This window comes from Seonamhaeicola algicola (genome assembly GCF_007997385.1).
GTDB classification, from domain to species: Bacteria; Bacteroidota; Bacteroidia; order Flavobacteriales; family Flavobacteriaceae; genus Seonamhaeicola; species Seonamhaeicola algicola.
In genome coordinates, this window is sequence record NZ_VOSC01000012.1 from 430,042 (window position 1) to 451,932 (window position 21,891).

At 32.9% G+C, this 21,891-nt stretch carries 21 protein-coding genes; 12 read left to right on the forward strand and 9 right to left on the reverse strand.

Annotated elements, in window-relative coordinates:
* Position 1: 1 nt before the first annotated feature.
* From dut to FUA26_RS04375, 6 genes are read left to right on the forward strand one after another with little or no spacing between them, the layout of a single operon-like run.
* Positions 2 to 436 carry a dUTP diphosphatase gene (gene dut, locus FUA26_RS04350; protein WP_147132054.1) on the forward strand — a complete coding sequence of 145 codons (435 nt, stop codon included), beginning with the start codon at positions 2 to 4 and terminating at the stop codon, positions 434 to 436.
* Positions 437 to 475: 39 nt separating this feature from the next.
* Positions 476 to 1,495, forward strand: a complete 1,020-nt coding sequence (locus FUA26_RS04355) for a sugar phosphate nucleotidyltransferase (protein ID WP_147132057.1) — start codon at positions 476 to 478, stop codon at positions 1,493 to 1,495.
* Positions 1,496 to 1,505: 10 nt separating this feature from the next.
* Complete coding sequence (locus FUA26_RS04360; RefSeq protein WP_147132060.1) at positions 1,506 to 1,820, forward strand: antibiotic biosynthesis monooxygenase family protein; 315 nt, start codon at positions 1,506 to 1,508, stop codon at positions 1,818 to 1,820.
* On the forward strand, positions 1,813 to 3,177 hold the full coding sequence (locus FUA26_RS04365) for a tetratricopeptide repeat protein (RefSeq protein WP_246109067.1): 1,365 nt from the start codon (positions 1,813 to 1,815) through the stop codon (positions 3,175 to 3,177). The genes FUA26_RS04360 and FUA26_RS04365 overlap by 8 nt, the downstream gene beginning before the upstream one ends.
* Positions 3,177 to 3,944 (forward strand): DUF4292 domain-containing protein, encoded by a 768-nt coding sequence (locus FUA26_RS04370; RefSeq protein WP_147132063.1) that lies wholly within the window; start codon positions 3,177 to 3,179, stop codon positions 3,942 to 3,944. Before FUA26_RS04365 ends, FUA26_RS04370 begins: the two co-directional genes overlap by 1 nt.
* The gene (locus tag FUA26_RS04375) at positions 3,944 to 5,173 is read left to right on the forward strand and encodes a murein hydrolase activator EnvC family protein (RefSeq protein WP_147132066.1); all 1,230 of its coding nucleotides are present in this window, start codon (positions 3,944 to 3,946) and stop codon (positions 5,171 to 5,173) included. The genes FUA26_RS04370 and FUA26_RS04375 overlap by 1 nt, the downstream gene beginning before the upstream one ends.
* Before the next feature lie 2 nt (positions 5,174 to 5,175).
* Here the strand turns inward: FUA26_RS04375 and FUA26_RS04380 are convergent, their stop codons facing one another.
* The 3 genes from FUA26_RS04380 to FUA26_RS04390 all read right to left on the reverse strand — a co-directional run bounded on the left by FUA26_RS04380 (position 5,176) and on the right by FUA26_RS04390 (position 7,278).
* Entirely contained in the window at positions 5,176 to 5,394 is a 219-nt protein-coding gene (locus FUA26_RS04380) for a hypothetical protein (RefSeq protein WP_246109068.1), read from the reverse strand.
* A gap of 330 nt (positions 5,395 to 5,724) precedes the next feature.
* On the reverse strand, positions 5,725 to 6,234 hold the full coding sequence (locus FUA26_RS04385; RefSeq protein WP_147132068.1) for an acyl-CoA thioesterase: 510 nt from the start codon (positions 6,232 to 6,234) through the stop codon (positions 5,725 to 5,727).
* 102 nt (positions 6,235 to 6,336) lie between these two features.
* Positions 6,337 to 7,278, reverse strand: a complete 942-nt coding sequence (locus FUA26_RS04390; RefSeq protein ID WP_147132071.1) for an HU domain-containing protein — start codon at positions 7,276 to 7,278, stop codon at positions 6,337 to 6,339.
* A gap of 104 nt (positions 7,279 to 7,382) precedes the next feature.
* On the opposite strand from FUA26_RS04390, the gene dprA reads away from it, so the two are divergent.
* Positions 7,383 to 8,489: a DNA-processing protein DprA gene (dprA, locus tag FUA26_RS04395; RefSeq protein WP_147132075.1), complete on the forward strand. Its 1,107-nt coding sequence runs from the start codon at positions 7,383 to 7,385 to the stop codon at positions 8,487 to 8,489.
* Here dprA and trpS read toward each other — a convergent pair.
* Positions 8,486 to 9,454, reverse strand: coding sequence for a tryptophan--tRNA ligase (trpS, locus tag FUA26_RS04400; RefSeq protein WP_147132078.1), 969 nt, complete (start codon positions 9,452 to 9,454; stop codon positions 8,486 to 8,488). The two genes, dprA and trpS, sit on opposite strands and share 4 nt — an antisense overlap.
* Before the next feature lie 76 nt (positions 9,455 to 9,530).
* On the opposite strand from trpS, the gene FUA26_RS04405 reads away from it, so the two are divergent.
* On the forward strand, positions 9,531 to 10,286 hold the full coding sequence (locus FUA26_RS04405) for a lysophospholipid acyltransferase family protein (protein WP_147132081.1): 756 nt from the start codon (positions 9,531 to 9,533) through the stop codon (positions 10,284 to 10,286).
* Positions 10,287 to 10,346: 60 nt separating this feature from the next.
* Here FUA26_RS04405 and FUA26_RS04410 read toward each other — a convergent pair whose 3' ends face one another.
* The 4 genes from FUA26_RS04410 to recA all read right to left on the reverse strand — a co-directional run bounded on the left by FUA26_RS04410 (position 10,347) and on the right by recA (position 13,934).
* On the reverse strand, positions 10,347 to 11,831 hold the full coding sequence (locus FUA26_RS04410; protein ID WP_147132083.1) for a hypothetical protein: 1,485 nt from the start codon (positions 11,829 to 11,831) through the stop codon (positions 10,347 to 10,349).
* Between the two features lie 3 nt (positions 11,832 to 11,834).
* Positions 11,835 to 12,377, reverse strand: a complete 543-nt coding sequence (locus tag FUA26_RS04415; protein ID WP_147132086.1) for an RNA polymerase sigma factor — start codon at positions 12,375 to 12,377, stop codon at positions 11,835 to 11,837.
* A 30-nt stretch (positions 12,378 to 12,407) separates the two neighbouring features.
* Positions 12,408 to 12,821, reverse strand: a complete 414-nt coding sequence (locus tag FUA26_RS04420; protein ID WP_147132089.1) for a hypothetical protein — start codon at positions 12,819 to 12,821, stop codon at positions 12,408 to 12,410.
* Between the two features lie 114 nt (positions 12,822 to 12,935).
* On the reverse strand, positions 12,936 to 13,934 hold the full coding sequence (gene recA, locus FUA26_RS04425) for a recombinase RecA (protein WP_147132092.1): 999 nt from the start codon (positions 13,932 to 13,934) through the stop codon (positions 12,936 to 12,938).
* A gap of 304 nt (positions 13,935 to 14,238) precedes the next feature.
* On the opposite strand from recA, the gene trhO reads away from it, so the two are divergent.
* The 4 genes from trhO (at position 14,239) to FUA26_RS04445 (ending at position 19,661) form a co-directional block, all read left to right on the forward strand.
* Complete coding sequence (gene trhO, locus FUA26_RS04430) at positions 14,239 to 15,303, forward strand: oxygen-dependent tRNA uridine(34) hydroxylase TrhO (protein WP_147132095.1); 1,065 nt, start codon at positions 14,239 to 14,241, stop codon at positions 15,301 to 15,303.
* A gap of 193 nt (positions 15,304 to 15,496) precedes the next feature.
* The gene (locus FUA26_RS04435) at positions 15,497 to 16,777 is read left to right on the forward strand and encodes a PSP1 domain-containing protein (protein WP_147132097.1); all 1,281 of its coding nucleotides are present in this window, start codon (positions 15,497 to 15,499) and stop codon (positions 16,775 to 16,777) included.
* Positions 16,764 to 17,258: a gliding motility lipoprotein GldH gene (locus FUA26_RS04440; RefSeq protein WP_147132100.1), complete on the forward strand. Its 495-nt coding sequence runs from the start codon at positions 16,764 to 16,766 to the stop codon at positions 17,256 to 17,258. Before FUA26_RS04435 ends, FUA26_RS04440 begins: the two co-directional genes overlap by 14 nt.
* A gap of 42 nt (positions 17,259 to 17,300) precedes the next feature.
* Complete coding sequence (locus tag FUA26_RS04445) at positions 17,301 to 19,661, forward strand: penicillin-binding protein 1A (protein ID WP_147132102.1); 2,361 nt, start codon at positions 17,301 to 17,303, stop codon at positions 19,659 to 19,661.
* Between the two features lie 29 nt (positions 19,662 to 19,690).
* Here the strand turns inward: FUA26_RS04445 and FUA26_RS04450 are convergent, their stop codons facing one another.
* Positions 19,691 to 21,649, reverse strand: coding sequence for an acetoacetate--CoA ligase (locus tag FUA26_RS04450; protein WP_147132105.1), 1,959 nt, complete (start codon positions 21,647 to 21,649; stop codon positions 19,691 to 19,693).
* Positions 21,650 to 21,891 lie beyond the last annotated feature (242 nt).

Sequence of the window (21,891 nt, forward strand, 5' to 3'; positions counted from 1 at the left end):
CATGCAGATAAAAATTATTAATAAATCGAATCATAATTTGCCACATTATGAAACCATTGCTTCAGCAGGCATGGATTTAAGAGCAAATATAAATGAATCTATAACGTTAAAACCTTTAGAAAGAACCATTGTAAAAACAGGATTATTTATTGAGTTACCTATTGGTTTTGAAGCACAAGTGCGCCCAAGAAGCGGTTTAGCAGCAAAAAAAGGTATTACAGTACTAAATGCTCCTGGAACCGTAGATGCCGATTATAGAGGCGAAATAGGCGTTATTTTAGTGAATATTTCAAATGAAGATTTTATCATTGAAAACGGAGAACGTATTGCACAATTGGTAATAGCCAAACATGAACGTGCTGAATGGTTAGAAGTAGAAGAATTATCTTCTACAGATAGAGGGTCAGGAGGTTTTGGAAGTACCGGAACGAAGTAAACGAATAAACATATAAACAAATAACCGAATCAACTTATCATGAAAATTATAGTTCCAATGGCGGGTCGTGGTTCCCGTTTAAGACCACATAGTTTAACAGTACCAAAACCATTAATACCGGTTGCAGGTCAACCAATTGTGCACCGTTTGGTAAAAGATATTGCAAAAGTTTTAAAACAGCCTATTGATGAAGTAGCTTTTGTATTAGGTGATCCGGCTTGGTTTGGTGATGATGTTGTAAAAAGTTTAGAAGCCTTAGCCAAAGGTTTAGGTGCCAAAGCCTCTATTTACCGTCAAGATAAACCTCTTGGTACAGGGCATGCCATTATGTGCGCTAAACCATCATTGTCAGGGCCAGCAGTAATTGCTTATGCCGATACTTTAATTAGAGCTGAATTTGATTTAGATACTGAAGCCGATAGTGTTATTTGGACAAAACAAGTTGAAAACCCCGAAGCTTACGGTGTAGTAAAACTTAATAATAATAACGAAATTGTTGAACTTGTTGAAAAACCTGAAACCTTTGTAAGTGATCAAGCTGTTATTGGTATTTATTACTTTAAAGATGTTGCCGTTTTAAAAAATAAACTACAAGAAGTTTTAGATGAAAACGTTATGAATGGTGGCGAATACCAAATTAATGATGGTATTAAACGTATGATGGCCGATGGTAAAGTATTTAAAATCGGTACCGTTGATGAATGGATGGATTGCGGAAACAAAGAAATTACAGTACTAACCAACGGTAAAATGCTTAACTTTTTACAATCTGATGGTGAAGAACAATTGGTGGCTTCTTCAGTAAAACTAGAAAATTCAAATATTATTGAACCTTGTTTTGTTGGTGAAAACGTTGTTTTAAAAAATACCACAGTTGGCCCGCATGTATCAATAGGTAATGGTACGGTTATTGAAAATTCAACTGTTAAAAACAGCTTAATTCAAACCAATACTTCTATAAAAAATGCTAATTTAGATAACGCCATGATTGGCAATAATGTAAAATATAACGGAAATTTTACTAGTATTAGTATTGGAGATTATTCCGTTTTAGAATAGAAATTTTTATATGTATATAGTTATTTACGCTTTTAAAGTAAAGTCTAATAAAGAGTCATCTTTTTTAGAGTCTTGGCGTGCATTAACTAAATTAATATATCAGTATGAAGGAAGTTTAGGCTCTAGATTGCATAAAAAAGAGCCTTTACTTTTTATTGCTTATGCACAATGGCCTGATAGCAAAACCTTTGAAAACGCAGGAAAAAACCTTCCCATAGAAGCTAACACCTACAGGGACACTATGAGAAATGCATGCGAAAGTATTGAAGTTCTTGAAAAATTAGAAGTAACTGATGACCTGTTAATGAAAAAAGTTTATGATTAGAAGATTTATACATATTGTTATCATTCTTTTTGGAGTCTTTGTTATCCCTAATTTTTCAATGGCACAAGTAGATTTCAACAAAACACCTGATGATGATTTAGGTAATGTTGAAGATGCTTTTCAAGAGCAGTTTTATGAGGCTATGAAACAAAAAGGCATTGAAAACTACGATAGGGCGGTACAAGCACTTTTAAAATGCATAGATTTAAACGCTTCAGTACCAGTTTTATATTTTGAACTTGGCAAAAGCTACAACAAACTCAAAAATTTTGGTAGTGCCGAAGAAGCATTAAAAAAAGCCGTAAACAAAGACCCTGATAACGAGTGGTTTTTAGATGAGTTATACGGGTTTTACATAGCCCAAAATGAATATGAAAAAGCTATGAAAACAGTTAAACAATTAGTTGAGTATCACCCAGATTATAAAGAAGATTTAGCATCACTTTACCTAAGAATGAAAAAATATGACGATGCTTTAAAAATTCTTGATGAGCTTGATGCTAAACACGGTATTGCCATGTCTAGAGATGTTATGCGTAACAGAATTTACCAACTTACTGGCCGCAAACAAGATCAAATTGAAAATCTTGAGCAACGTGTTGATAACAACCCTAATAAAGAAGCTAATTACCTAGCGCTCATTTACAGGTACAGTGAAAACAACCAAAAAGAAAAGGCTTTTGAAACAGCTAAAGAGCTATTAAAAATAAAACCAGAGTCTGAGCTGGTACATTTGGCTTTATACAAGTTTTATTTAGATGAAAATAATGCTGAAAAAGCCATAGCATCCATGAAAACAGTGGTTAAAAGCACACAAATAAAGCCCGATGCTAAACTAAAAGTACTTACAGATTTTGTAAGCTTTGTAAGCCAAAATCCGGAATACGAATCTGATTTGGTTGAAGCTACTGCCTTAGTTGAAAGTGTAAATAACAGCAAAACATTAATTGAGTTAGGGCAATATTATTTGGCAAATAATAATAAAGCTGCCGCCTTACAAAATTTTGAAAGTGCTTTAAAGCTAGAACCTAATAATTTTAGCGTTTTAAAAAAAGTATTGCTTTTGTATTTAGATGAAAATAAATTTGATTTAGCTAATATTAAAAGTACTCAGGCATTAAATAATTACCCATCACAACCTATATTGTATTTAGTAAATGGTGTATCATTTAATGCGCTTAACAAACCACAAAATGCTATTGATACTTTAGAAATTGGTTTAGATTATATTATTGATGATACTAAAATGGAAGCCGATTTTTATACCCAAATAAGTAAAGCCTACACACTTTTAAACAATACAACCAAAGCAAAAACGTTTAGTGATAAGGCAAAACAATTACAAAACACAAATTAATGCAATTACGTACCCAAATAGTTATTGTCCTTATTATGGCAATGTTATTTAGTTGTAAATCTGCCAAAACAGTAAGTGGTGGCGAGGCTAATTATAATTTATCAGCTAAACAACTAATTAAAGCACATTATAAACAACATGCAGATTATAAAACATTAAAATCTACATTAAAAATTACATACACTGAGGGTTCAAAATCACAAACACACGCCGTTAGTTTCAGAAGTAAAAAAAACGAAGTATTATGGTTAAGTGCCACGTTTTCTGTAGTAAAAGCTATGGTAACACCACAAAAGGTTAGTTTTTATAACAAGTTAGATAAAACATATTTTGAAGGTGATTATGCTTATTTAAGTAAATTATTGGGTACAGAATTAAACTTTGAAAAGGTACAAAACCTACTATTAGGCAATGCCATTTATAATTTAAAAGAAGATAATTATAAAGTATCTATACAAGATAGTGCGTATGTATTACAACCAAAAAAACAACGCAATTTATTCGAGATTTTTTATCTGTTAGATCCGGCATTATTCAAATTAAAATCGCAACAAATATCACAACCTGAAAAGTTTAGGCACTTACAAATAGATTATTTAACGTATCAAAAAGTAAACAATCAAATTTTACCAGAAAAAGTAAAAGTAATAGCTTTAGAAAAAGACCAAGAACTTATTGTAGATTTGGAGTTTAAAAATGTAACTTTAAACGAAGATTTACGTTTTCCGTTTAAAATACCATCAGGATATAAAGAAATTGAGCTTTAATGGGTAAGCAACTTCCGTTTTATAAATTAGTTATTTTACTAAGCATTTTGTTGTGCGGTATAGGAGCGTTTTCGCAAAATAATAAACGTAAAGAACTTGAAACCAGACGTCAAGAATTACGTCGCGAAATACAAAAAATAACACAGTTAAGAGCCCAAAATAAATCAAAAGAAAAATCTGAACTTTCACAAATTGAGGCTTTTAGTTATAAAATTAGCGTATTAGATAATTTAATTAAAGTTACCAACCAACAAGCCAATTATATAACACACGAAATAAACAGTAATCAAAAAAAAATAACAAATTTAAGAGACGAGTTAAAACAGCTTAAAGAAGACTATGCGTCTATGATTGTAAAATCATACAAAAGTAAAAATCAACACAGTCGCATAATGTTTTTACTCTCTTCAAATAACTTTAAACAAGCCTATAAAAGGTTACAATACTTAAAGCAATACACCAATCACCAAAAACAACAGGGTGAAGAAATAAAAGCTAAAACCGAAGAGTTACAAAGCCTAAACACCAATTTAATAAAGCAAAAAGAAGAAAAAAACAAACTAATTGCCGAAAATAGAGTTACACAAAAAACATTAGAAGCAGAACGTACATTGCATGAAAATTTAATGCAATCTATTAGAAAAAACTTATCAAAATACACCGCACAAATACGTCAAAAAGAACGTGAAGCTGCACGAATTGATGCCGAAATAGACAAAATTATAAAGGCAGCCATAGCAAAATCTAACAAAGTAGCAGGTAAAGCAGCCAGCTCTAAAAGTTTTGCACTCACACCCGAAGAAAAAAAGTTAGCCTCAAACTTTGTAGCCAATAAAGGCAAACTACCTTGGCCAGTAGAGCGTGGTGTAGTTAGTCTGCGTTACGGTAGCCAACCATCACCAATAGATAGGTCTTTAACAATAAACAGTAACGGCGTGCGTATTTCAACCGAAAAAGGCGCCACCGCACGTGCCGTTTTTAATGGTGAGGTTCATGAAATACTTAAAATACGTAACGTAAACCCCATTTTAATAATACGCCATGGTAATTACTGGACTTACTATAAAAACCTCTCTAAAATATACGTTAAAAAAGGCGACAAAGTAACTACAAAGCAAGCCATAGGCGAGGTGTTTACAAACCCAACTAATGGCGAAACAATTTTAGGATTCATTATTTCAAAAGGCCTAAACAAAGAAAACCCCGCACACTGGATTAACGCTATGTAAAATTACATCCTTGTAAAAACGTAGCCTCTTCTCGTTTTTATGTAATGATTTCCGTTCCAAAAATAATAACGTTTACCTCTAACAGTTACAATTTTATAATGTTTAGGTGGTGTTTTAACAACCGTAACGCTTGTATTTGGGCGGCGTGTTTGCACATGCGTAGCGCAAGATGTGGCACTAAACATTAACGCAGTAACAATTAAAATAACAAAATGTCTCATAGTAAAATGTATTTGGGTTACACAACTATTAAGACCTTGGTTTTACAAAAAGGTTTAAAACATATGTATTTGGGCGTTACCCGCAAGGGGTCGGGCTTTACGTTAAATCTTTTTAAAACCGTATTAAAAAAGGTAAGTTTATTAAACTAAAAAGCCATTTTAATAGCAATAATAGTAGCGCATTAGCTAATGTTTTAAAAAGGATACCACTGCAATCCCTAACGCAGTTAAAACAACGGCATTTTAAAAAACATCCGTAAGAATAATTTACAGGCGCACAAAGAAATTAAATAGTGTATAATTAATAAAAAGGTATGCCTAAACTTCACACTAAACAAATAATGCTTTTAACTCGGTAGCATCATTAGGTTTCATTTTGCCTGCTAATAATAAACTTAATTGTTTACGGCGTAAAGCAGCATCAAAACGTTGTTTTTCAAGTTCAGTTTCAGGATTAATTTCAGGTATTTTCACAGGGCGCCCTGTTTCATCAACCGCTACAAAAGTATAAATAGCTTCATTGGCTTTTGTTTTCTCACCAGATTCGCGGTCTTCAGTCCAAACATCAATATAAATTTCCATTGATGATGTAAACGCTCTAGACACTTTAGCTTCAACCGTAACAACACTTCCCACCGGAACCGCTCTGTTAAAAGCCACATGGTTAACAGATGCTGTTACCACAATGCGCCTACTGTGGCGTCTTGCAGCAATACTAGCAGCCCTATCCATTCTAGCTAAAAGTTCACCACCAAACAAGTTGTTTAAAGGGTTTGTTTCACTTGGTAAAACTAAATCTGTAAGTATGGTTTTAGATTGTTCAGGCGTTTTTGCGTTCATTACTTTAATTTTAATGCATGCAAAGGTACTATCATTTTAATGATTTATAAAACAATTAAAACGAAACTAAAGCGTAGCAGTAGTTACCTGAAGTTTTTGTAGTTATTTTAAAGTGCTAACACTTGGGTCTACTTTTAACCAAGCATCTTTATTGTGGTTGGTTTTAATATGCCTTAAGGCTTGTAGCGCTTCTAATCTATCTTCATAGCTACCATAAGCAACTTCGTGTAAACCATATTTATTTACACCTATTTTGCGGGCTTTAAAACCAGCAGCTTTAAGTTGTTTTATTTTTTTATTGCAGTTTTCTTCAACTCTAAACGCACCAGCAACAATGTGGTAACCACCAGTTTGTTTGCTTACATTTAAGTTTATAGCTGGTAAGGTATTTAAGTTAAAAGTAGCTTGTTGTATTTGGCCTTCAAGCTGTTCAATAGCGTCTTCTTGGGCTATTTTATTGTGGTTATTTATTTGGTTGTAATTATTATAAACACCAAAACCACCTAGTGTTAATGCTATTAAAGCAACAGCGGCGTATTTTAAATACGGTTTAGATTTACGTTTTTCAGTAGTTACCGTAATTGGCACTACGTTTTCAATAGCTTCAGCTTCTTTTTTGTAAACTTCTCTGCTAATTTCAGCCGATTCAAATTCGGCTAAACCAAAGGCATCGGTTAAATAATTGAGTTTATAGGTTGGTTCAAACACCAATTTACCTTCATTATTTAAAGCAATATCGCCAATGTTTTTAAAAGTAAGTATTTCGCCTTGCGTTAAATTCGATTTTAAAAATTTAACACGTTTTTCAACCTTTTTATTAGCTTCTTCAAACGGTATTTTTTCTACATCGGCAATGTAATGCGCCAGTAGTCCGTCGTTATTTTGAATTTGTTCATTAAATGAAATACGTTTGCTAGGTGCAATAAAAGTGTTTGTTTCATCAATGTGTGCAGATACGCGTTGTGTTATAAATGCACCAAAATTAGGCACTGTAACACACTCATATCTGTAAAGTAAATCGCTAATGTAGGTTTCAAGTTGCATGGAAACAAAATTAAAAAAATATGCCGCTATTTAAAATTTAGGGTTAACTATTTATTAACATAAAAAAAAATATTTTATTTTGAATTCATAATCAAATACATACAATGACTCATAATAATTTGCTTTACACGTTAGCTTTACAGCATGTGCCCAATATTGGCGATGTAACCGCTAAAAAACTCATTTCAATTTGTGGTTCTGCGGAGGCAGTTTTAAAAGAAAAAAAGCAAAACTTGCTTAAAATTGATGGCATAGGAAGCGTTACAATAGCAAGTATTCATGACTCTGAACATTTAAAAGAGGCTGAAAAAGAAATAGCCTTTATAAAAAATAATAATATAAATGTGCTTTATTTTGAAGATGATAATTATCCGGAAAAATTAAAGCACTGTATTGATGGGCCAATTCTACTTTTTAAAGCGGGCAATATAAATATAGAAAACCAACGTTTAATTAGTATTGTTGGTACCCGAAAAATAACGACTAAAGGTATTGAATTTTGTGAGCGTTTAGTTGAAACCCTTAAGCCATACAACCCCGTAATTATATCTGGTTTTGCTTACGGCACAGATATTACAGCACATAAAGCTGCTATTAAAAATAATTTACAAACGGTAGCGTGTTTAGCACATGGTTTTAATCAAATTTACCCCAAAGTACACAAAAAATATATGACGGAAGTGGAAAAAAATGGCGGTTTCTTTTCTGATTTTTGGAGTACTGATACTTTTGATAGAAATAACTTTTTAAAACGTAATAGAGTTATTGCCGGATTAAGTGAAGCCACTATAGTTATTGAATCTGCCGAAAAAGGAGGAAGCTTAGTAACTGCCGATATTGCAAACTCATACAACCGTGATGTTTTTGCGGTTCCGGGCAGAGTTACCGATGCCCAAAGTATAGGCTGCAATAACTTAATAAAATACCAAAAGGCACACATGCTTACCAACCCTTTAGATGTGCCATATTTATTAAACTGGCAACTTGAAAATGAGCAAAAACCTGCGCCTGTGCAAAAACAACTTTTTGTAGAGCTTGATGCTACTGAAAAGACAATTTATAATTACCTGAAAAATAATAATAAAGAGCAGTTAGATATTATTGCGCTTAACTGCAATTTACCCATTTTTAAAGTATCAAGCACGCTTTTAAATATGGAGTTAAAAGGGGTTGTTAGGCCACTACCAGGAAAACTATTTGAGGTTATTTAATACCCTACTTTTTTTCTAACTTTACTTAAAACGGCATTAGCTACCACTTGAGCTTTTTCAGCACCAATGTTTAATGCTTTTTCTAATTCATCAAGATTTTCCATGTAATAATGGTATTTTTCGCGTTGGGTGGCAAATTTCTCAATAATAAGCTCAAATAATGCCTGTTTTGCGTGTCCGTAACCATAGTTACCGTTTTCGTAATTGGCCTTCATGGTGTTTATTTGCGTTTCATTAGCCAGTAAACTGTAAATAGCAAAACAATTACAAGTACTCCAATCTTTAGGTTCTTCTAAAGGTGTACTGTCTGTTTGAATACTCATAATTTGCTTACGTAGCTTCTTATCATTTAAAAATATATTAATGGTATTGTTTCTACTTTTACTCATTTTTTCACCATCAATACCAGGAATAAGTTTGGTTTGTTCCTGTATTTTTCCTTCAGGTAAAACAAACACATCGCCTACTTTGCTATGAAACCTAGAAGCAACATCTCTGGTTATTTCAATATGTTGTAATTGGTCTTTACCAACCGGAATAATTTCGGCGTCATACAATAATATATCGGCAGCCATAAGCATTGGGTATGTAAACAACCCAGAGTTTACATCTTCTAACCTATCAGCTTTATCTTTAAAACTGTGTGCTAAAGTTAAACGCTGATACGGAAAAAAGCAGCTTAAATACCATGATAATTCAGTAACTTGTGGTATGTCACTTTGCCTGTAAAATACTGTTTTTTCAACATCTAAGCCAAAGGCTAGCCAAGTTGCAGCAACAGAGTAGGTGTTGGTGCGTAACGTTTCAGCATCTTTAATTTGCGTTAAAGTATGCAAGTTTGCAATAAATAAAAACGAATCGTTTTCGGGCTTTTGTGCCATTTCAATTGCGGGTAGTATAGCGCCTAAAATATTACCTAAATGTGGTGTTCCTGTACTTTGTATGCCAGTTAGTATTCTTGCCATGGTTTACTTTTTATGAAGCTGCAAAGGTAAATTTTTTAATAGAATTGCTCAATACAATTATGTACTTTTGAAACTTATGAAGTTATTTAAATACATTTTTTGGACACTTTACCGTATTTGGTTTTACATTTTGGTGGCTTTACCCATAGTAGTATTGTTTCCTTTTTTGTTATTGTCTATTAGTAAAGAATCGTGGTATCCGTATTTTTTTAAACTTGCTAGGTTTTGGGCAAAGTTTATTTTAATAGGTATGGGTTTTAAAACATCTTTTCAAAAAGAACAAATTCCAGAAAAGGGCCAAAGTTATATGTTTATTGCTAACCATACATCTATGGCCGATATCATGTTAATGTTAGTTTCGGTTAAAAACCCGTTTGTGTTTGTAGGAAAAAAGGAATTAGCTAAAATTCCGTTATTTGGTTTCTTTTATAAACGCACCTGTATTTTAGTTGATAGAAGCTCTCCTGAAAGTAGAAAAGCCGTGTTTTTAAGAGCACAACGCAGGTTAAAACAAGGCTTAAGTATTTGCATTTTTCCTGAAGGAGGCGTGCCCGAAGAAGATATTGTATTAGATACGTTTAAAGATGGTGCTTTTAGGCTAGCTATTAACCATCAAATACCAATTGTTCCTTTAACTTTTGCTGATAATAAAAAACGATTTTCGTATACTTTTTTTAGTGGAAGCCCCGGTAAAATGCGTGTTAAAATACATACATTTATTAATACAAAGGGCTTAACAACTGAAAATACTAAAACATTGAATGCCAACGCAAGAAATGTTATTTTAAAACAGCTAGAAGCGTTTAATAAAAAAGCTGCTTCAAAATTTTAAAGCAGCTTTTTAGGTAATAGTTTGAGCTTAATAAACCATTACCCAGATCTAACCAAAAACCTAGAATTTAATGGCGAATCCGGTATAAACACCAATTATAAATGGTGTGAAGTTACCAGAAGTATTATTAAATGTGTTTATTTGATATTTAAACATGGGTTCTAAATTCAAATCAAATGTTTCTGAAAATTTATAATTTAAACCCAACCCAAAATTGGCACTATAACTAATTTTATTAAGGTTTGTTGCTTCGCCTAAAAGTATGCGTTGCCCGGTATTAGACTCTGAATACATACTATTATCATTTAAGAAAAATGAACTAAAACCACCAATAACATTAACTCCAAATTTTTTATTTATTAAGGCATATTGAATTTCTAAAGGCACTTCAATGTAGCCTAAAGATTGGTTTAATGTTGTTTCAGAAGCTATAAAAGATTCTGGAACACTTTTTAAAGTGGTTTGGCTAATTATAGAAACACTACTTGAGGCTACATTAGCAACATCAGAATCACGATTGCTATTGTTGTTTGAACTAACGTTTGCAAATGAACTTTGTGCGCTAATACCTGCTGTTTGAAACAACACAACATCATTGGTGTTGTACCCTAAGTTTACTTTGTTAATACCTGAACGAATTTTTATTTTATCATTAAATGCATAACTAGCAGTAATACCATAACTCATATTAATTTCTCCACTTTTTGCGTTGTTAGTAAATTGCGGATCTATTGATGAGCCTTCTCCTAAAGTATTAAAATAAACAGGCGCTGCATTAGCGGCTACTTGCCATCTTTTTTTGTTGTTTTCCTTGGTTAAAAGTTCTTTATTTTTCTCTAAAGCTTCTTCAATGGTTAATGTTTCTTTTTTGTTTTCTGAAGTATTTTCAACAATAAGTTTTGTATTATTTTCTTCGGAACTTTTTTTGGCTTTAGCAATGTTTTTGTTGTTAATATTACTTGTTTTTGAAGTATTGTTTTGAAGTGTTTTTGTTTTGTTTTCTTCAACAACATTACTACTAGCAACATGCGTGTTGTTTTTAGTGGTTTGCGGTGTAGTGTTATTAGCAATTACTTGTTTGTTTTTAGTAAGGTTACCTTTTTTACTAACACTGCTTTTGGTTGAAGTAATATTGTTTTTTGTACGGGTATTTTTATTGCTATTATAATTGTTTTTTAAAGTATTATTTGATGGTTGCATTTTATCAACCGCATTTTCATCATTTGTGTTTGCTATACTAGTGTTGGGGGTGTTTGTTGCCGGTGTTTTGGTTTTAGGTGTGTTGCTGTTGTTATTAGTTTTTTCAGTGTCTACAACTTTTATAGGTGTTTCATTTTTATTACTGTTTGTTAAAAAACCAATGGTAAGTAATAGTAACAAAAGTGCTGCGGCACCAGCATAACGCCACCAAATTGGAATAATGCGTTTTTTCTTTTTCTTGTTCAAATTGGCTTCAATATGTTTCCAAACGGCATCACTTGGTGCCGCTTCAAAATCTTTAAAGCGTTCTTGAAACAATCTGTCTATATGTTTTTTATCACTCATTTTTTATAATGATTGTACACTTTCAGATATTTTATAATCTTCAATATTCTTTTTTAAAATTTGTCTAGCACGTGCTAAATTAGATTTTGAGGTGCCTACATTTATTTTAAGCATCTCAGCAATGTCTTTGTGCGAATAGCCATCAAGTACGTAAAGGTTAAAAACCAATCTATATCTGTCTGGTAATTCTTGTATTATTTGCAATAAATAATCTATTGAATAGTTGCTTTCTTCAATATCAACTTCTACATCTTCAACAGTATTTTCATTCACAATATCAAAAACTTTTTGGCTTCTGTAGCGTTGTAGCGCGGTATTAACTGTAATACGTTTTAGCCAACCCTCAAATGAGCCTTTGCCTTTGTATTGTTCTATTTTATTAAAAATTGTTAGAAACGCATCTTGTAAATTATCTTCAGCTTCGGCATGGTTACGTGAATACTTTAAGCACAAAGAGAATAACTTACTTGCAAAAAGTTTGTATAATTCTCCTTGTGCTTTAGTATCATTGCGTTTACAATTTTCTATGAGTTGGTTTAAACTCAATTTTAAACACGTATTAGTTAGTACTTATTTTTATTCTACAACAGGTACTTCTATGGTTAAGTATTGGCTTTCACCGTTATCATCTTCACCTTGCCAAAACTTAAAAATGTATGAGCCATTGCTTGTTACAATAAAATTAAAGGTGGCTTCAACAAGTTCGTTTTCTAATGGTTCGCAGTTGTTACGCTCAAACACATAGTTTATAGGCGCAACAGTACGTTCATTAAGTTCTTTTAAATAATAAAAATCGTTAAATGCGTAGCATGTAGTGGGTTTGTAATATGAAATTGTAATAGGGTATGTTTCGCCTAGAACAAACTCATCAGGTATATCTACACTTTCAACAGGTAAAATTTCAAAACTAAAGTTTAAATTATCGTCATCGTTAACACTACACGATGCAAAAAGCACGAGTGTTAAACATAGCATAATAACTCTTTTCATAGCAAATAATATTAGGGTTAAATACATGTTTATACCCTTTAGATGCTGGTAATATTGAATGGTTGCGTATGCGAAACAAAAAATCCCGAATTAATCGGGATTTTTAAAATATTTTTATGAGGCTACAATTTCTCTAACCTTAGTTTCAAGTTCATCCATAAGTTCAGGATTATCTTTTATTAAGGCTTTTACGGCATCTCTACCTTGGCCTAATTTGGTATCGCCGTAGCTAAACCAAGAGCCACTTTTCTTTATAATTTCATTATCAACAGCAATATCTAAAATTTCGCCAACTTTACTAACGCCTTCGCCATACATAATATCAAACTCGGCCATTTTAAATGGTGGTGCTACTTTGTTTTTAACTACTTTAACACGGGTTTTATTACCAGAAACTTCGCCAGCGCTATCTTTTATTTGTGTTGAACGACGAATATCTAACCTAACCGATGCATAGAATTTTAAGGCATTACCACCTGTTGTGGTTTCTGGGTTACCAAACATAACACCAATTTTTTCGCGCAACTGGTTAATAAAAATAACAGTACAGTTAGTTTTGCTAATTGAAGCTGTTAGTTTTCTTAATGCTTGCGACATTAAACGTGCATGTAAGCCCATTTTTGAGTCGCCCATTTCGCCTTCAATTTCACTTTTAGGTGTTAATGCTGCTACAGAATCTACCACCACAATATCAATAGCGCCTGAACGTATTAAATTATCGGCAATTTCAAGGGCTTGCTCACCGTTATCGGGTTGCGATATTATTAAATTATCAATATCAACGTTTAGTTTTTCAGCATAAAATCTATCAAAAGCATGTTCGGCATCAATAAATGCTGCAATACCACCTGCTTTTTGAGCTTCGGCAATAGCGTGTAAAGTTAATGTGGTTTTACCAGATGATTCTGGCCCATAAATTTCAATAACACGACCTCTAGGGTAGCCACCAACTCCTAAGGCAATATCTAAGCCTAATGAGCCAGACGGAATAGCATCAACATCTATTACTGCGGCATCACTCATTTTCATTACGGTACCTTTTCCGTAGGCTTTATCTAATTTATCTAGTGTAAGTTTTAGTGCTTTTAATTTTGCTTCTTTTTCGCTGCTCATTTCTATTAAATCTAAAAAATTGTATGCTAAAATACTACATCTTTTGTCACAATACAATTTTATAACGCAACCTTTTTCCACAATTTGCATCTACATTAAAAGCGGGAAAAACAATGCTATGAAAAACATGTTTTTTTACTAACAAAACTAACGCTATTCTAAATTTAAAAAGCACTTTAATATAGGTTTAAAGTGCTTTTTTTAGATTGTAAATTACCTTTTTTGCTTAAAAAATGTACCTTTGCGGCTCATAAAAATCTTTATATCGCAATAGTGCGACTTTAACCTTAAAAATTAGTATAGCATGCAACTGTACAATAAATTAAGCGCTAAAGAAAGAGCAGCGTTAATTGAAGAAGCCGGTAAAGACCGCTTAACGCTTTCTTTCTATCAATATGCCAAAATTACAAACCCTCAAGAATTTAGAGACCAACTTTTTTTAGTTTGGGATAAATTAGATGTTTTAGGTAGAATTTATGTAGCTACCGAAGGTATTAACGGCCAATTATCATTACCCGCCGATAGATTTAATGAGTTTAAGGCTCATTTAGATACCATTGATTTTTTAAAAGATATCAGATTAAATATTGCTGTTGAGCAAGACAACATGTCTTTTTTAAAGCTGAAGGTGAAGGTGCGTAATAAAATTGTTGCTGATGGTTTAAATGATGATACCTTTGATGTAACCAACAAAGGAGAGCATGTTGGTGCCGAAAAATTCAATGAACTTATAGAAGATGATAATACGGTATTGGTTGATATGCGTAACCATTACGAAAGTGAAATAGGCCATTTTAAAAATGCCGTAACACCCGATGTTGATACCTTTAGAGAATCTTTAGACATCATTGAAGACGATTTAAAAGAACACAAAGAAGATAAAAACCTTGTTATGTATTGTACGGGTGGTATTCGTTGTGAAAAAGCCAGTGCCTATTTTAAACACAAAGGTTTTAAAAACGTATTTCAGTTAGAAGGTGGCATTATTGAATATACCAGACAAGTAAAAGAGCACGAATTAGAAAATAAATTTATTGGTAAAAATTTTGTGTTTGATGAACGAAGAGCTGAAAAGATAAGTGATGACGTTATTGCACAATGCCACCAATGTGGTAAACCTGCTGATGTGCATACCAATTGCGCCAATGATGCCTGCCACCTATTATTTATTCAGTGTGATGATTGTAAAGCCGAAATGAATAATTGCTGCTCTACCACATGCAAAGAAATACACGCATTACCCTATGAAGAGCAAAAAGCTCTACGCAAAGGCCAAGGTAATAGTAACGATATATTTAAAAAAGGACGTGCAGACCACCTACCTTTTAAAAAAGACTTAAGAAACATTACCAATCTTTTTAAAAAATAAAATAAAGCCTCTTTTTTAAGAGGCTTTATTTTAATTATAATAATCTTATCTTTACATCGGTAATAGCGTAGTTTTGAAATATTACTTTAAAAAACACGTTTAAATTATCATAAGTGCTTCAGCATAAAATAAATAAATTATAAACCCATCATTCGTAATAAATTATTTATTAACGAATTCAATATATAAACTTATGGCTTGTACAAGCTGTTCTACTAAAGATGGCCAACCAAAAGGCTGTAAAAATAATGGTACTTGCGGAACCGATAGTTGTAACAAACTAACGGTTTTTGATTGGCTTTCAAATATGACATTGCCCAATGGCGAAAAACCATTTAATTGGGTGGAGGTGCGTTTTAAAAACGGCCGTAAAGAGTATTATTATAATCCGGAAAATATAACACTAAGTATTGGTGATGTTGTAGCAACCCAAGCAAAAGCAGGGCATGACATTGGTATGGTAACACTAACAGGCGAGTTGGTGCGCGTACAAATGAAGCGTAAAAACATACCCGTAAATACAAAAGAAGGCTTAAAAATATACCGAAAAGCATCACAAAAAGATATTGATATTTGGCAAAAGGCGCGTGACAGAGAAGAACCTATGAAGGTAAAAGCACGCCAGTTTGCTATAGATTTAAAGTTAGAAATGAAAATTTCTGATATTGAATTTCAAGGTGATGCTAGTAAAGCTACATTTTACTACACCGCTGAAGAGCGTGTAGATTTTAGAGAATTAATTAAAGTGTTTGCAAGAGAGTTTCGCACACGTATTGAAATGAAACAAGTGGGCTTTAGGCAAGAAGCCGCAAGACTTGGCGGTATTGGCTCTTGTGGGCGCGAATTGTGTTGTTCAACTTGGTTAACAGATTTTCGTTCGGTAAGTACATCGGCAGCACGTTATCAACAATTATCTTTAAATCCGCAAAAGTTAGCAGGCCAATGTGGTAAGCTTAAATGCTGTTTAAATTACGAGTTAGATTCGTATTTAGATGCTTTAAAAGATTTTCCAAAAACCGATGTTAAACTAAAAACCGAAAAAGGTTTAGCTGTTTGCCAAAAAACCGATATTTTTAAAAAACACATGTGGTTTGCCTATGAAGGTGAATGGGCTACGTGGCATAAATTAACCACAGACCAAGTACAAGAAATAATTGCCTTAAATAAAAAAAATGATACGGTTGCAAGCCTTGAAGAATATGCAGCCGATATTCCTGAAGATACAAAAACAGAATTTGAAAATGTTGTTGGGCAAGATAGTTTAACACGTTTTGATAATCCAAAACCCAAAAGAAAACGTAAAAACAATAGGAATAGAAAGAATAATAACAACAAAAACAACGCTAATAACGCCAATAATAGTAACAATCAAACTAAAAACACTAATAGAGGCAATAAAAGTAATAGTAACCGAAATAGAAACAAAAACAAACGAAAACCTCAAAACCAAAACACTAAAAATGCGGCAAAATAATAGTTGGTTATTTTTATTAATTGTTTCTGTTTTAATGATTTCATGCGATACTAATCGTGTTTTTGATAGCTATAAACCTATTCCCAATTCGTGGCATAAAGATTCTATTGTGAGTTTTAAAATTACGCCACCCGATACCACAAACAAGTATAATTTATTTGTAAATTTAAGAAACACTAATGCCTACAAATACAGTAATTTACATGTAATTGTAGAAATGATTTTTCCGCATGGAAAAACCATAAAAGATACTTTAGAGTATAGAATGGCAGATCCTAGCGGTAAGTTTTTAGGCACTGGTTATACCGATGTTAAAGAAAACAAACTTTGGTATAAAGAAAACGTCATATTTAACGAAACCGGTACATACACGGTAAACATACAACACGCTATGAGAGAAAATGGTAAAGTAAATGGCGTGGTAAGTTTAGATGGTATTACCGATGTTGGATTTAGAATTGAAAACCCAAACTCAAATTAACTATCAATATTTAAGGCACTTATAATTTTACGTACTTAGGTTATGGCAACAAAAAATCAAAACAAAAAAGAAGCAGCACCAGATTTTTCTAAATACATACGTTGGTTTTGGATGCTGTTTTCAGCCGGAGCGCTATCAGTAATTCTTATTTTTTTATTAGCATCATGGGGTGTGTTTGGTGAAATGCCAGATCACACTGTTTTAGAAAACCCAAGAACCAATTTAGCTACCGAAATTATTTCTGCTGATGGGCAAACCCTTGGTAAATTCTATTTTAACGATAACAGAACACCTATTGGCTATGATGAATTACCAAAACATTTAGTTGATGCCCTAATAGCTACAGAAGATGTTCGATTTAAAGAACACTCGGGTGTTGATGCTAGAGGTACCTTACGTGCTGTGGTAAAAATGGGTAGTGGCGGTGGTGCCAGTACTATTTCACAACAATTAGCTAAACAATTATTTCATGGTGAAGGCTCAAAAAATACCATTGGAAGAATTTTGCAAAAAGTTAAAGAGTGGATTATAGCTATCCGTTTAGAAAAACAATATACCAAAGAAGAAATTATAGCACAGTATTTTAATATTTATGATTTTGGTAATAATGCCGATGGAATTCGTAGTGCTGCGCGTATTTATTTTGGTAAAGAACCAAAAGAATTAACATTAAAAGAATCTGCTATGTTGGTGGGTATGTTCAAAAACTCATCACTTTACAATCCAAGGCCTCATAGAAATCCAATAGGTGTTAAAAACAGACGTAATGTGGTTTTATCACAAATGTATAAGTATGATTATATAGATGAAACACTTAAAGATTCACTTCAAAAAACAGCATTAGATTTGAATTATTCACCAGAGTCGCACCGTGAAGGCTTAGCAACATATTTTAGAGGATATTTAGATGGTTTTATGAAGGAATGGATAAAAAATAATCCGCAACCAGATGGTTCTAAATGGAATTTATATACCGATGGTTTAAAAATTTATACAACCATTGATTCTAGAATGCAAAAATATGCTGAAGATGCTGTACAACAACATATGCCAAGGCTGCAAGCAGAATTTTTTCATCAAAACACACCAAAACGTAACCCAACAGCACCGTTTTTAGAGCTTGATAATTCTGAAATTGAAGCTTTAATGAAACGTTCAATGAAACAATCTGAACGTTGGAGACATTTAAAATACGACTTAAAAAAATCTGATAAAGATATTGAAGCATCATTTCACAAACCAACAAAAATGACGGTATTTAAATGGGATAAAGGTAATCCATCTGAGGTTGATACCATTATGAAACCTTGGGATTCTATGCGTTATTATAAATCGTTTTTAAGAACCGGTATGATGTCTATGGATCCTACAACAGGTCATGTAAAAGCATGGGTTGGTGGCATGAATTACAGGCACTTTCAGTATGATATGGTAATGCAAGGTAAGCGCCAAATAGGTTCTACATTTAAGCCTTTAGTGTATACAGCAGCTATAGACCAATTACATTATTCGCCTTGCGATGAATTTCCTGATACGCCCTTTTGTATTGAAGCTAATAAATTTGGAAACCCTGAAGAATGGTGCCCAAGAAACTCAGGTGGTGAAAATGATTATGGCGGATCAAGAACACTTAAAAATGCTCTTGCAAATTCGGTTAACACCATTACAGCTAGGTTAATTGATAAAGTAGGACCACAACCTGTAGTTGATTTGGCAAGAAAATTAGGTATAGAATCTGATATTCCTGCAGTACCTTCAATAGCTTTAGGTACACCAGATTTAAGTGTTTATGAAATGGTAGGTGCCTATTCAACTTTTGCTAATAAAGGTGTTTATACAAAACCTGTAATGGTAACAACCATTGAAGATAAAAATGGTACTATACTATATCAATTTAAACCTGAAACACGTGATGTTTTAAGCGCCGAAACAGCTTATGTGGCTGTTAAATTAATGGAAGGTGTAACAGAACATGGTTCTGGTGCCAGATTAAGAACAAAAGGTGCCGATTCATATAGAGCAGATTATAGAGAAGTTGTAACAGGTTATCCGTATGAGTTTAAAAACCCAATAGCGGGTAAAACGGGTACTACACAAAACCAAAGTGATGGTTGGTTTATGGGTATGGTGCCAAACCTTGTAACAGGTGTTTGGGTTGGTGCCGAAGATAGAGCCGCTCATTTTGCAAGCATTACTTATGGGCAAGGTGCTGCAATGGCATTACCTATTTGGGGTGTTTACATGAAAAGTTGTTATGCCGATGCTTCTTTAGATATTTCTAAAGAACCTTTTGAAGCTCCAAAAAACTTATCAATAGTGGTTGATTGTTCTAAAATAGATACTAATACAACCGATGAAGATACTGTAAAAGAAGATTTACCTGATGATTTAGATGGGTTTTAAAAAAAGCGCTCTTAAAAAGAGCGCTTTTTTTATATATTTTTAGCAAAATCAATATAAAAATCTACACATTCAGGGTTGCGCATAGCATCAATGTTTATTGATTTTTCTACGGGCATTTTTAATAGAATTTTTTTAATAGGCGCTTCCATTTTTTTGCCACTAATGGTGTATGGAATATCTGCTACTTCAATAATTTCATCGGGTACATGACGGGGCGAATAATCGTTTTTTAACTGATTGCAAATATCTTTTTTAACGGAATCATTTAATTTAAAACCTTGTTTTAACTTTACAAATAATGGCATGTAGTGTTTACCACCTTCTAATTCAAGATTAATAATTAAGGCATCTTCTATAGCGTTTATTTTGTTAACGGCGCTGTAAATTTCGCTAGTGCCAATTCTAATTCCGTGCCTGTTTAATGTAGCATCAGAGCGCCCGTAAATAATTAACCCATTGGTTTCCGAATTAATTTTTATAAAATCGCCATGTCTCCATTTGCCTGGGTAATCTTCAAAATAACTGGCTTTATATCTGCTGTTATCTTTATCATTCCAAAAGTAAATAGGCATTGACGGCATAGGCTTGTCTATTACCATTTCTCCTAAATTATCTTCAATAGGTTTACCTAAATCATCTAAAGCAAATAATGAAACACCTAAGGCCCTACATTGAATTTCTCCGGCATGTACAGCATAAAAAGGTGTGCCACCAACAAATGCTGTACAAACATCGGTGCCACCAGCCATTGAGCATAACCAAACATCATGTTTAATGTTGTTATATACGTAATGAAAAGCTTCTGTAGGTAATGGTGCTCCCGTTGAGCTAATAGATTTTAAGGTATTTAATTTATGTGTTTTTTTAGGAGTCAATTCTTTTTTCATGTTGGCAACCAAATAAGGTGCACTGGTACCAAAATGGTTTATCTGTAAATTGTCTGTAAACGTCCAAAGCGCATCAAAATTAGGGTATGTTGGAGAGCCGTCGTATAATACAATTGATGCACCCATAAGTAATGCCGATTGTAAAAAATTCCACATCATCCAACCAGTAGTTGTAAACCAAAAAAAGCGTTCGTTTTCATGTACATTGTTATGAAAAGCCATGTATTTATAATGCTCAAGTAAAATACCTCCGTGAGAGTGTACAATGGCTTTTGGTAAACCTGTAGTGCCCGATGAGTATAGTACCCACATTGGGTGATTAAAATCTACGGGAGTAAAGGTTAATTCTTCACCCTTTTTGTTAAGTATGGTGTTTATGTTTTCACAATTTTCATCAAAATAATTTAAAGCATTTTCATTTAAATAAGGCTGAATAATTACCTTTTTAAGTGTTGGTAATGCTGCAATAATTGCTTTTACAGTGTTGGTTTTATCAAAAGGTTTGCTGTTGTAAGTATAACCATCAGTAGCAATAAGTACTTTAGGTTTAATTTGAGAAAACCTGTTTACAACACTTTCAGTACCAAAATCTGGTGAAGTGCTAGACCATACAGCACCTAAAGCATTTGTGGCTAAAAAAGCTATGGTGGCTTCGGGCACATTAGGTAAAAATGCTACAACACAATCGTTTTTTTTAACGCCTAAGGTTTTTAAATAGCTTGCCATGGCGGCTACTTTTTCTTTTAATTGTGCCCATGTAATTTTAGTTTGTTTGCCTAATTCATTTTTAAAAAATATTGCTGTTTTGTTGGGTTGTATTTGTTTAAAAATATGCTCACTATAGTTTAAAGTAGCGCCTTCAAACCATTTGCAATTTGGCATATTATAACCAGATAATACTTTTTTATAAGGCGTATGCGATGTTATTTTGAAATAATACCACAGGCTTTCCCAAAAAGCTTCGGTGTTTGAAATAGACCATTGCCATAATTGCTCATAACTGTCAAATGTTAAATTTTTATGGTCCTTTAACCAGTTACAGTAGGTTTGTAAATGACTATGCTCTTTAAATAACTTAGAGGGTTGCCAAAGTTTTTTCATAGGCTTAGTTTAATATGTTTAGTTGGTGGTTTTAGTAATTATATATTTTTCAATTACTCAAAGATAACTATTTAAATACTTACTTTATGTTACATGTATTACACTTTAAAATAGCTTTTAGCTTACAAAAAGAATAGTATTTGTGTATTTCATCGAAAAAATATGTTTTTTGGCTATGATTTTGAAAAAAAGTTTGATATTAGCAAAACCAAATCAACCATTATAAATATTTGAATTTGTTC

Bases quoted from the DNA above. Each gene is read 5' to 3' on its own strand.
- dut (WP_147132054.1), top strand. From the start codon at position 2: ATGCAGATAAAAATTATTAATAAATCGAATCATAATTTGCCACATTAT.
- FUA26_RS04355 (WP_147132057.1), top strand. From the start codon at position 476: ATGAAAATTATAGTTCCAATGGCGGGTCGTGGTTCCCGTTTAAGACCA.
- FUA26_RS04360 (WP_147132060.1), top strand. From the start codon at position 1,506: ATGTATATAGTTATTTACGCTTTTAAAGTAAAGTCTAATAAAGAGTCA.
- FUA26_RS04365 (WP_246109067.1), top strand. From the start codon at position 1,813: ATGATTAGAAGATTTATACATATTGTTATCATTCTTTTTGGAGTCTTT.
- FUA26_RS04370 (WP_147132063.1), top strand. From the start codon at position 3,177: ATGCAATTACGTACCCAAATAGTTATTGTCCTTATTATGGCAATGTTA.
- FUA26_RS04375 (WP_147132066.1), top strand. From the start codon at position 3,944: ATGGGTAAGCAACTTCCGTTTTATAAATTAGTTATTTTACTAAGCATT.
- FUA26_RS04380 (WP_246109068.1), bottom strand. From the start codon at position 5,394: ATGAGACATTTTGTTATTTTAATTGTTACTGCGTTAATGTTTAGTGCC.
- FUA26_RS04385 (WP_147132068.1), bottom strand. From the start codon at position 6,234: ATGAACGCAAAAACGCCTGAACAATCTAAAACCATACTTACAGATTTA.
- FUA26_RS04390 (WP_147132071.1), bottom strand. From the start codon at position 7,278: ATGCAACTTGAAACCTACATTAGCGATTTACTTTACAGATATGAGTGT.
- dprA (WP_147132075.1), top strand. From the start codon at position 7,383: ATGACTCATAATAATTTGCTTTACACGTTAGCTTTACAGCATGTGCCC.
- trpS (WP_147132078.1), bottom strand. From the start codon at position 9,454: ATGGCAAGAATACTAACTGGCATACAAAGTACAGGAACACCACATTTA.
- FUA26_RS04405 (WP_147132081.1), top strand. From the start codon at position 9,531: ATGAAGTTATTTAAATACATTTTTTGGACACTTTACCGTATTTGGTTT.
- FUA26_RS04410 (WP_147132083.1), bottom strand. From the start codon at position 11,831: ATGAGTGATAAAAAACATATAGACAGATTGTTTCAAGAACGCTTTAAA.
- FUA26_RS04420 (WP_147132089.1), bottom strand. From the start codon at position 12,821: ATGAAAAGAGTTATTATGCTATGTTTAACACTCGTGCTTTTTGCATCG.
- recA (WP_147132092.1), bottom strand. From the start codon at position 13,934: ATGAGCAGCGAAAAAGAAGCAAAATTAAAAGCACTAAAACTTACACTA.
- trhO (WP_147132095.1), top strand. From the start codon at position 14,239: ATGCAACTGTACAATAAATTAAGCGCTAAAGAAAGAGCAGCGTTAATT.
- FUA26_RS04435 (WP_147132097.1), top strand. From the start codon at position 15,497: ATGGCTTGTACAAGCTGTTCTACTAAAGATGGCCAACCAAAAGGCTGT.
- FUA26_RS04440 (WP_147132100.1), top strand. From the start codon at position 16,764: ATGCGGCAAAATAATAGTTGGTTATTTTTATTAATTGTTTCTGTTTTA.
- FUA26_RS04445 (WP_147132102.1), top strand. From the start codon at position 17,301: ATGGCAACAAAAAATCAAAACAAAAAAGAAGCAGCACCAGATTTTTCT.
- FUA26_RS04450 (WP_147132105.1), bottom strand. From the start codon at position 21,649: ATGAAAAAACTTTGGCAACCCTCTAAGTTATTTAAAGAGCATAGTCAT.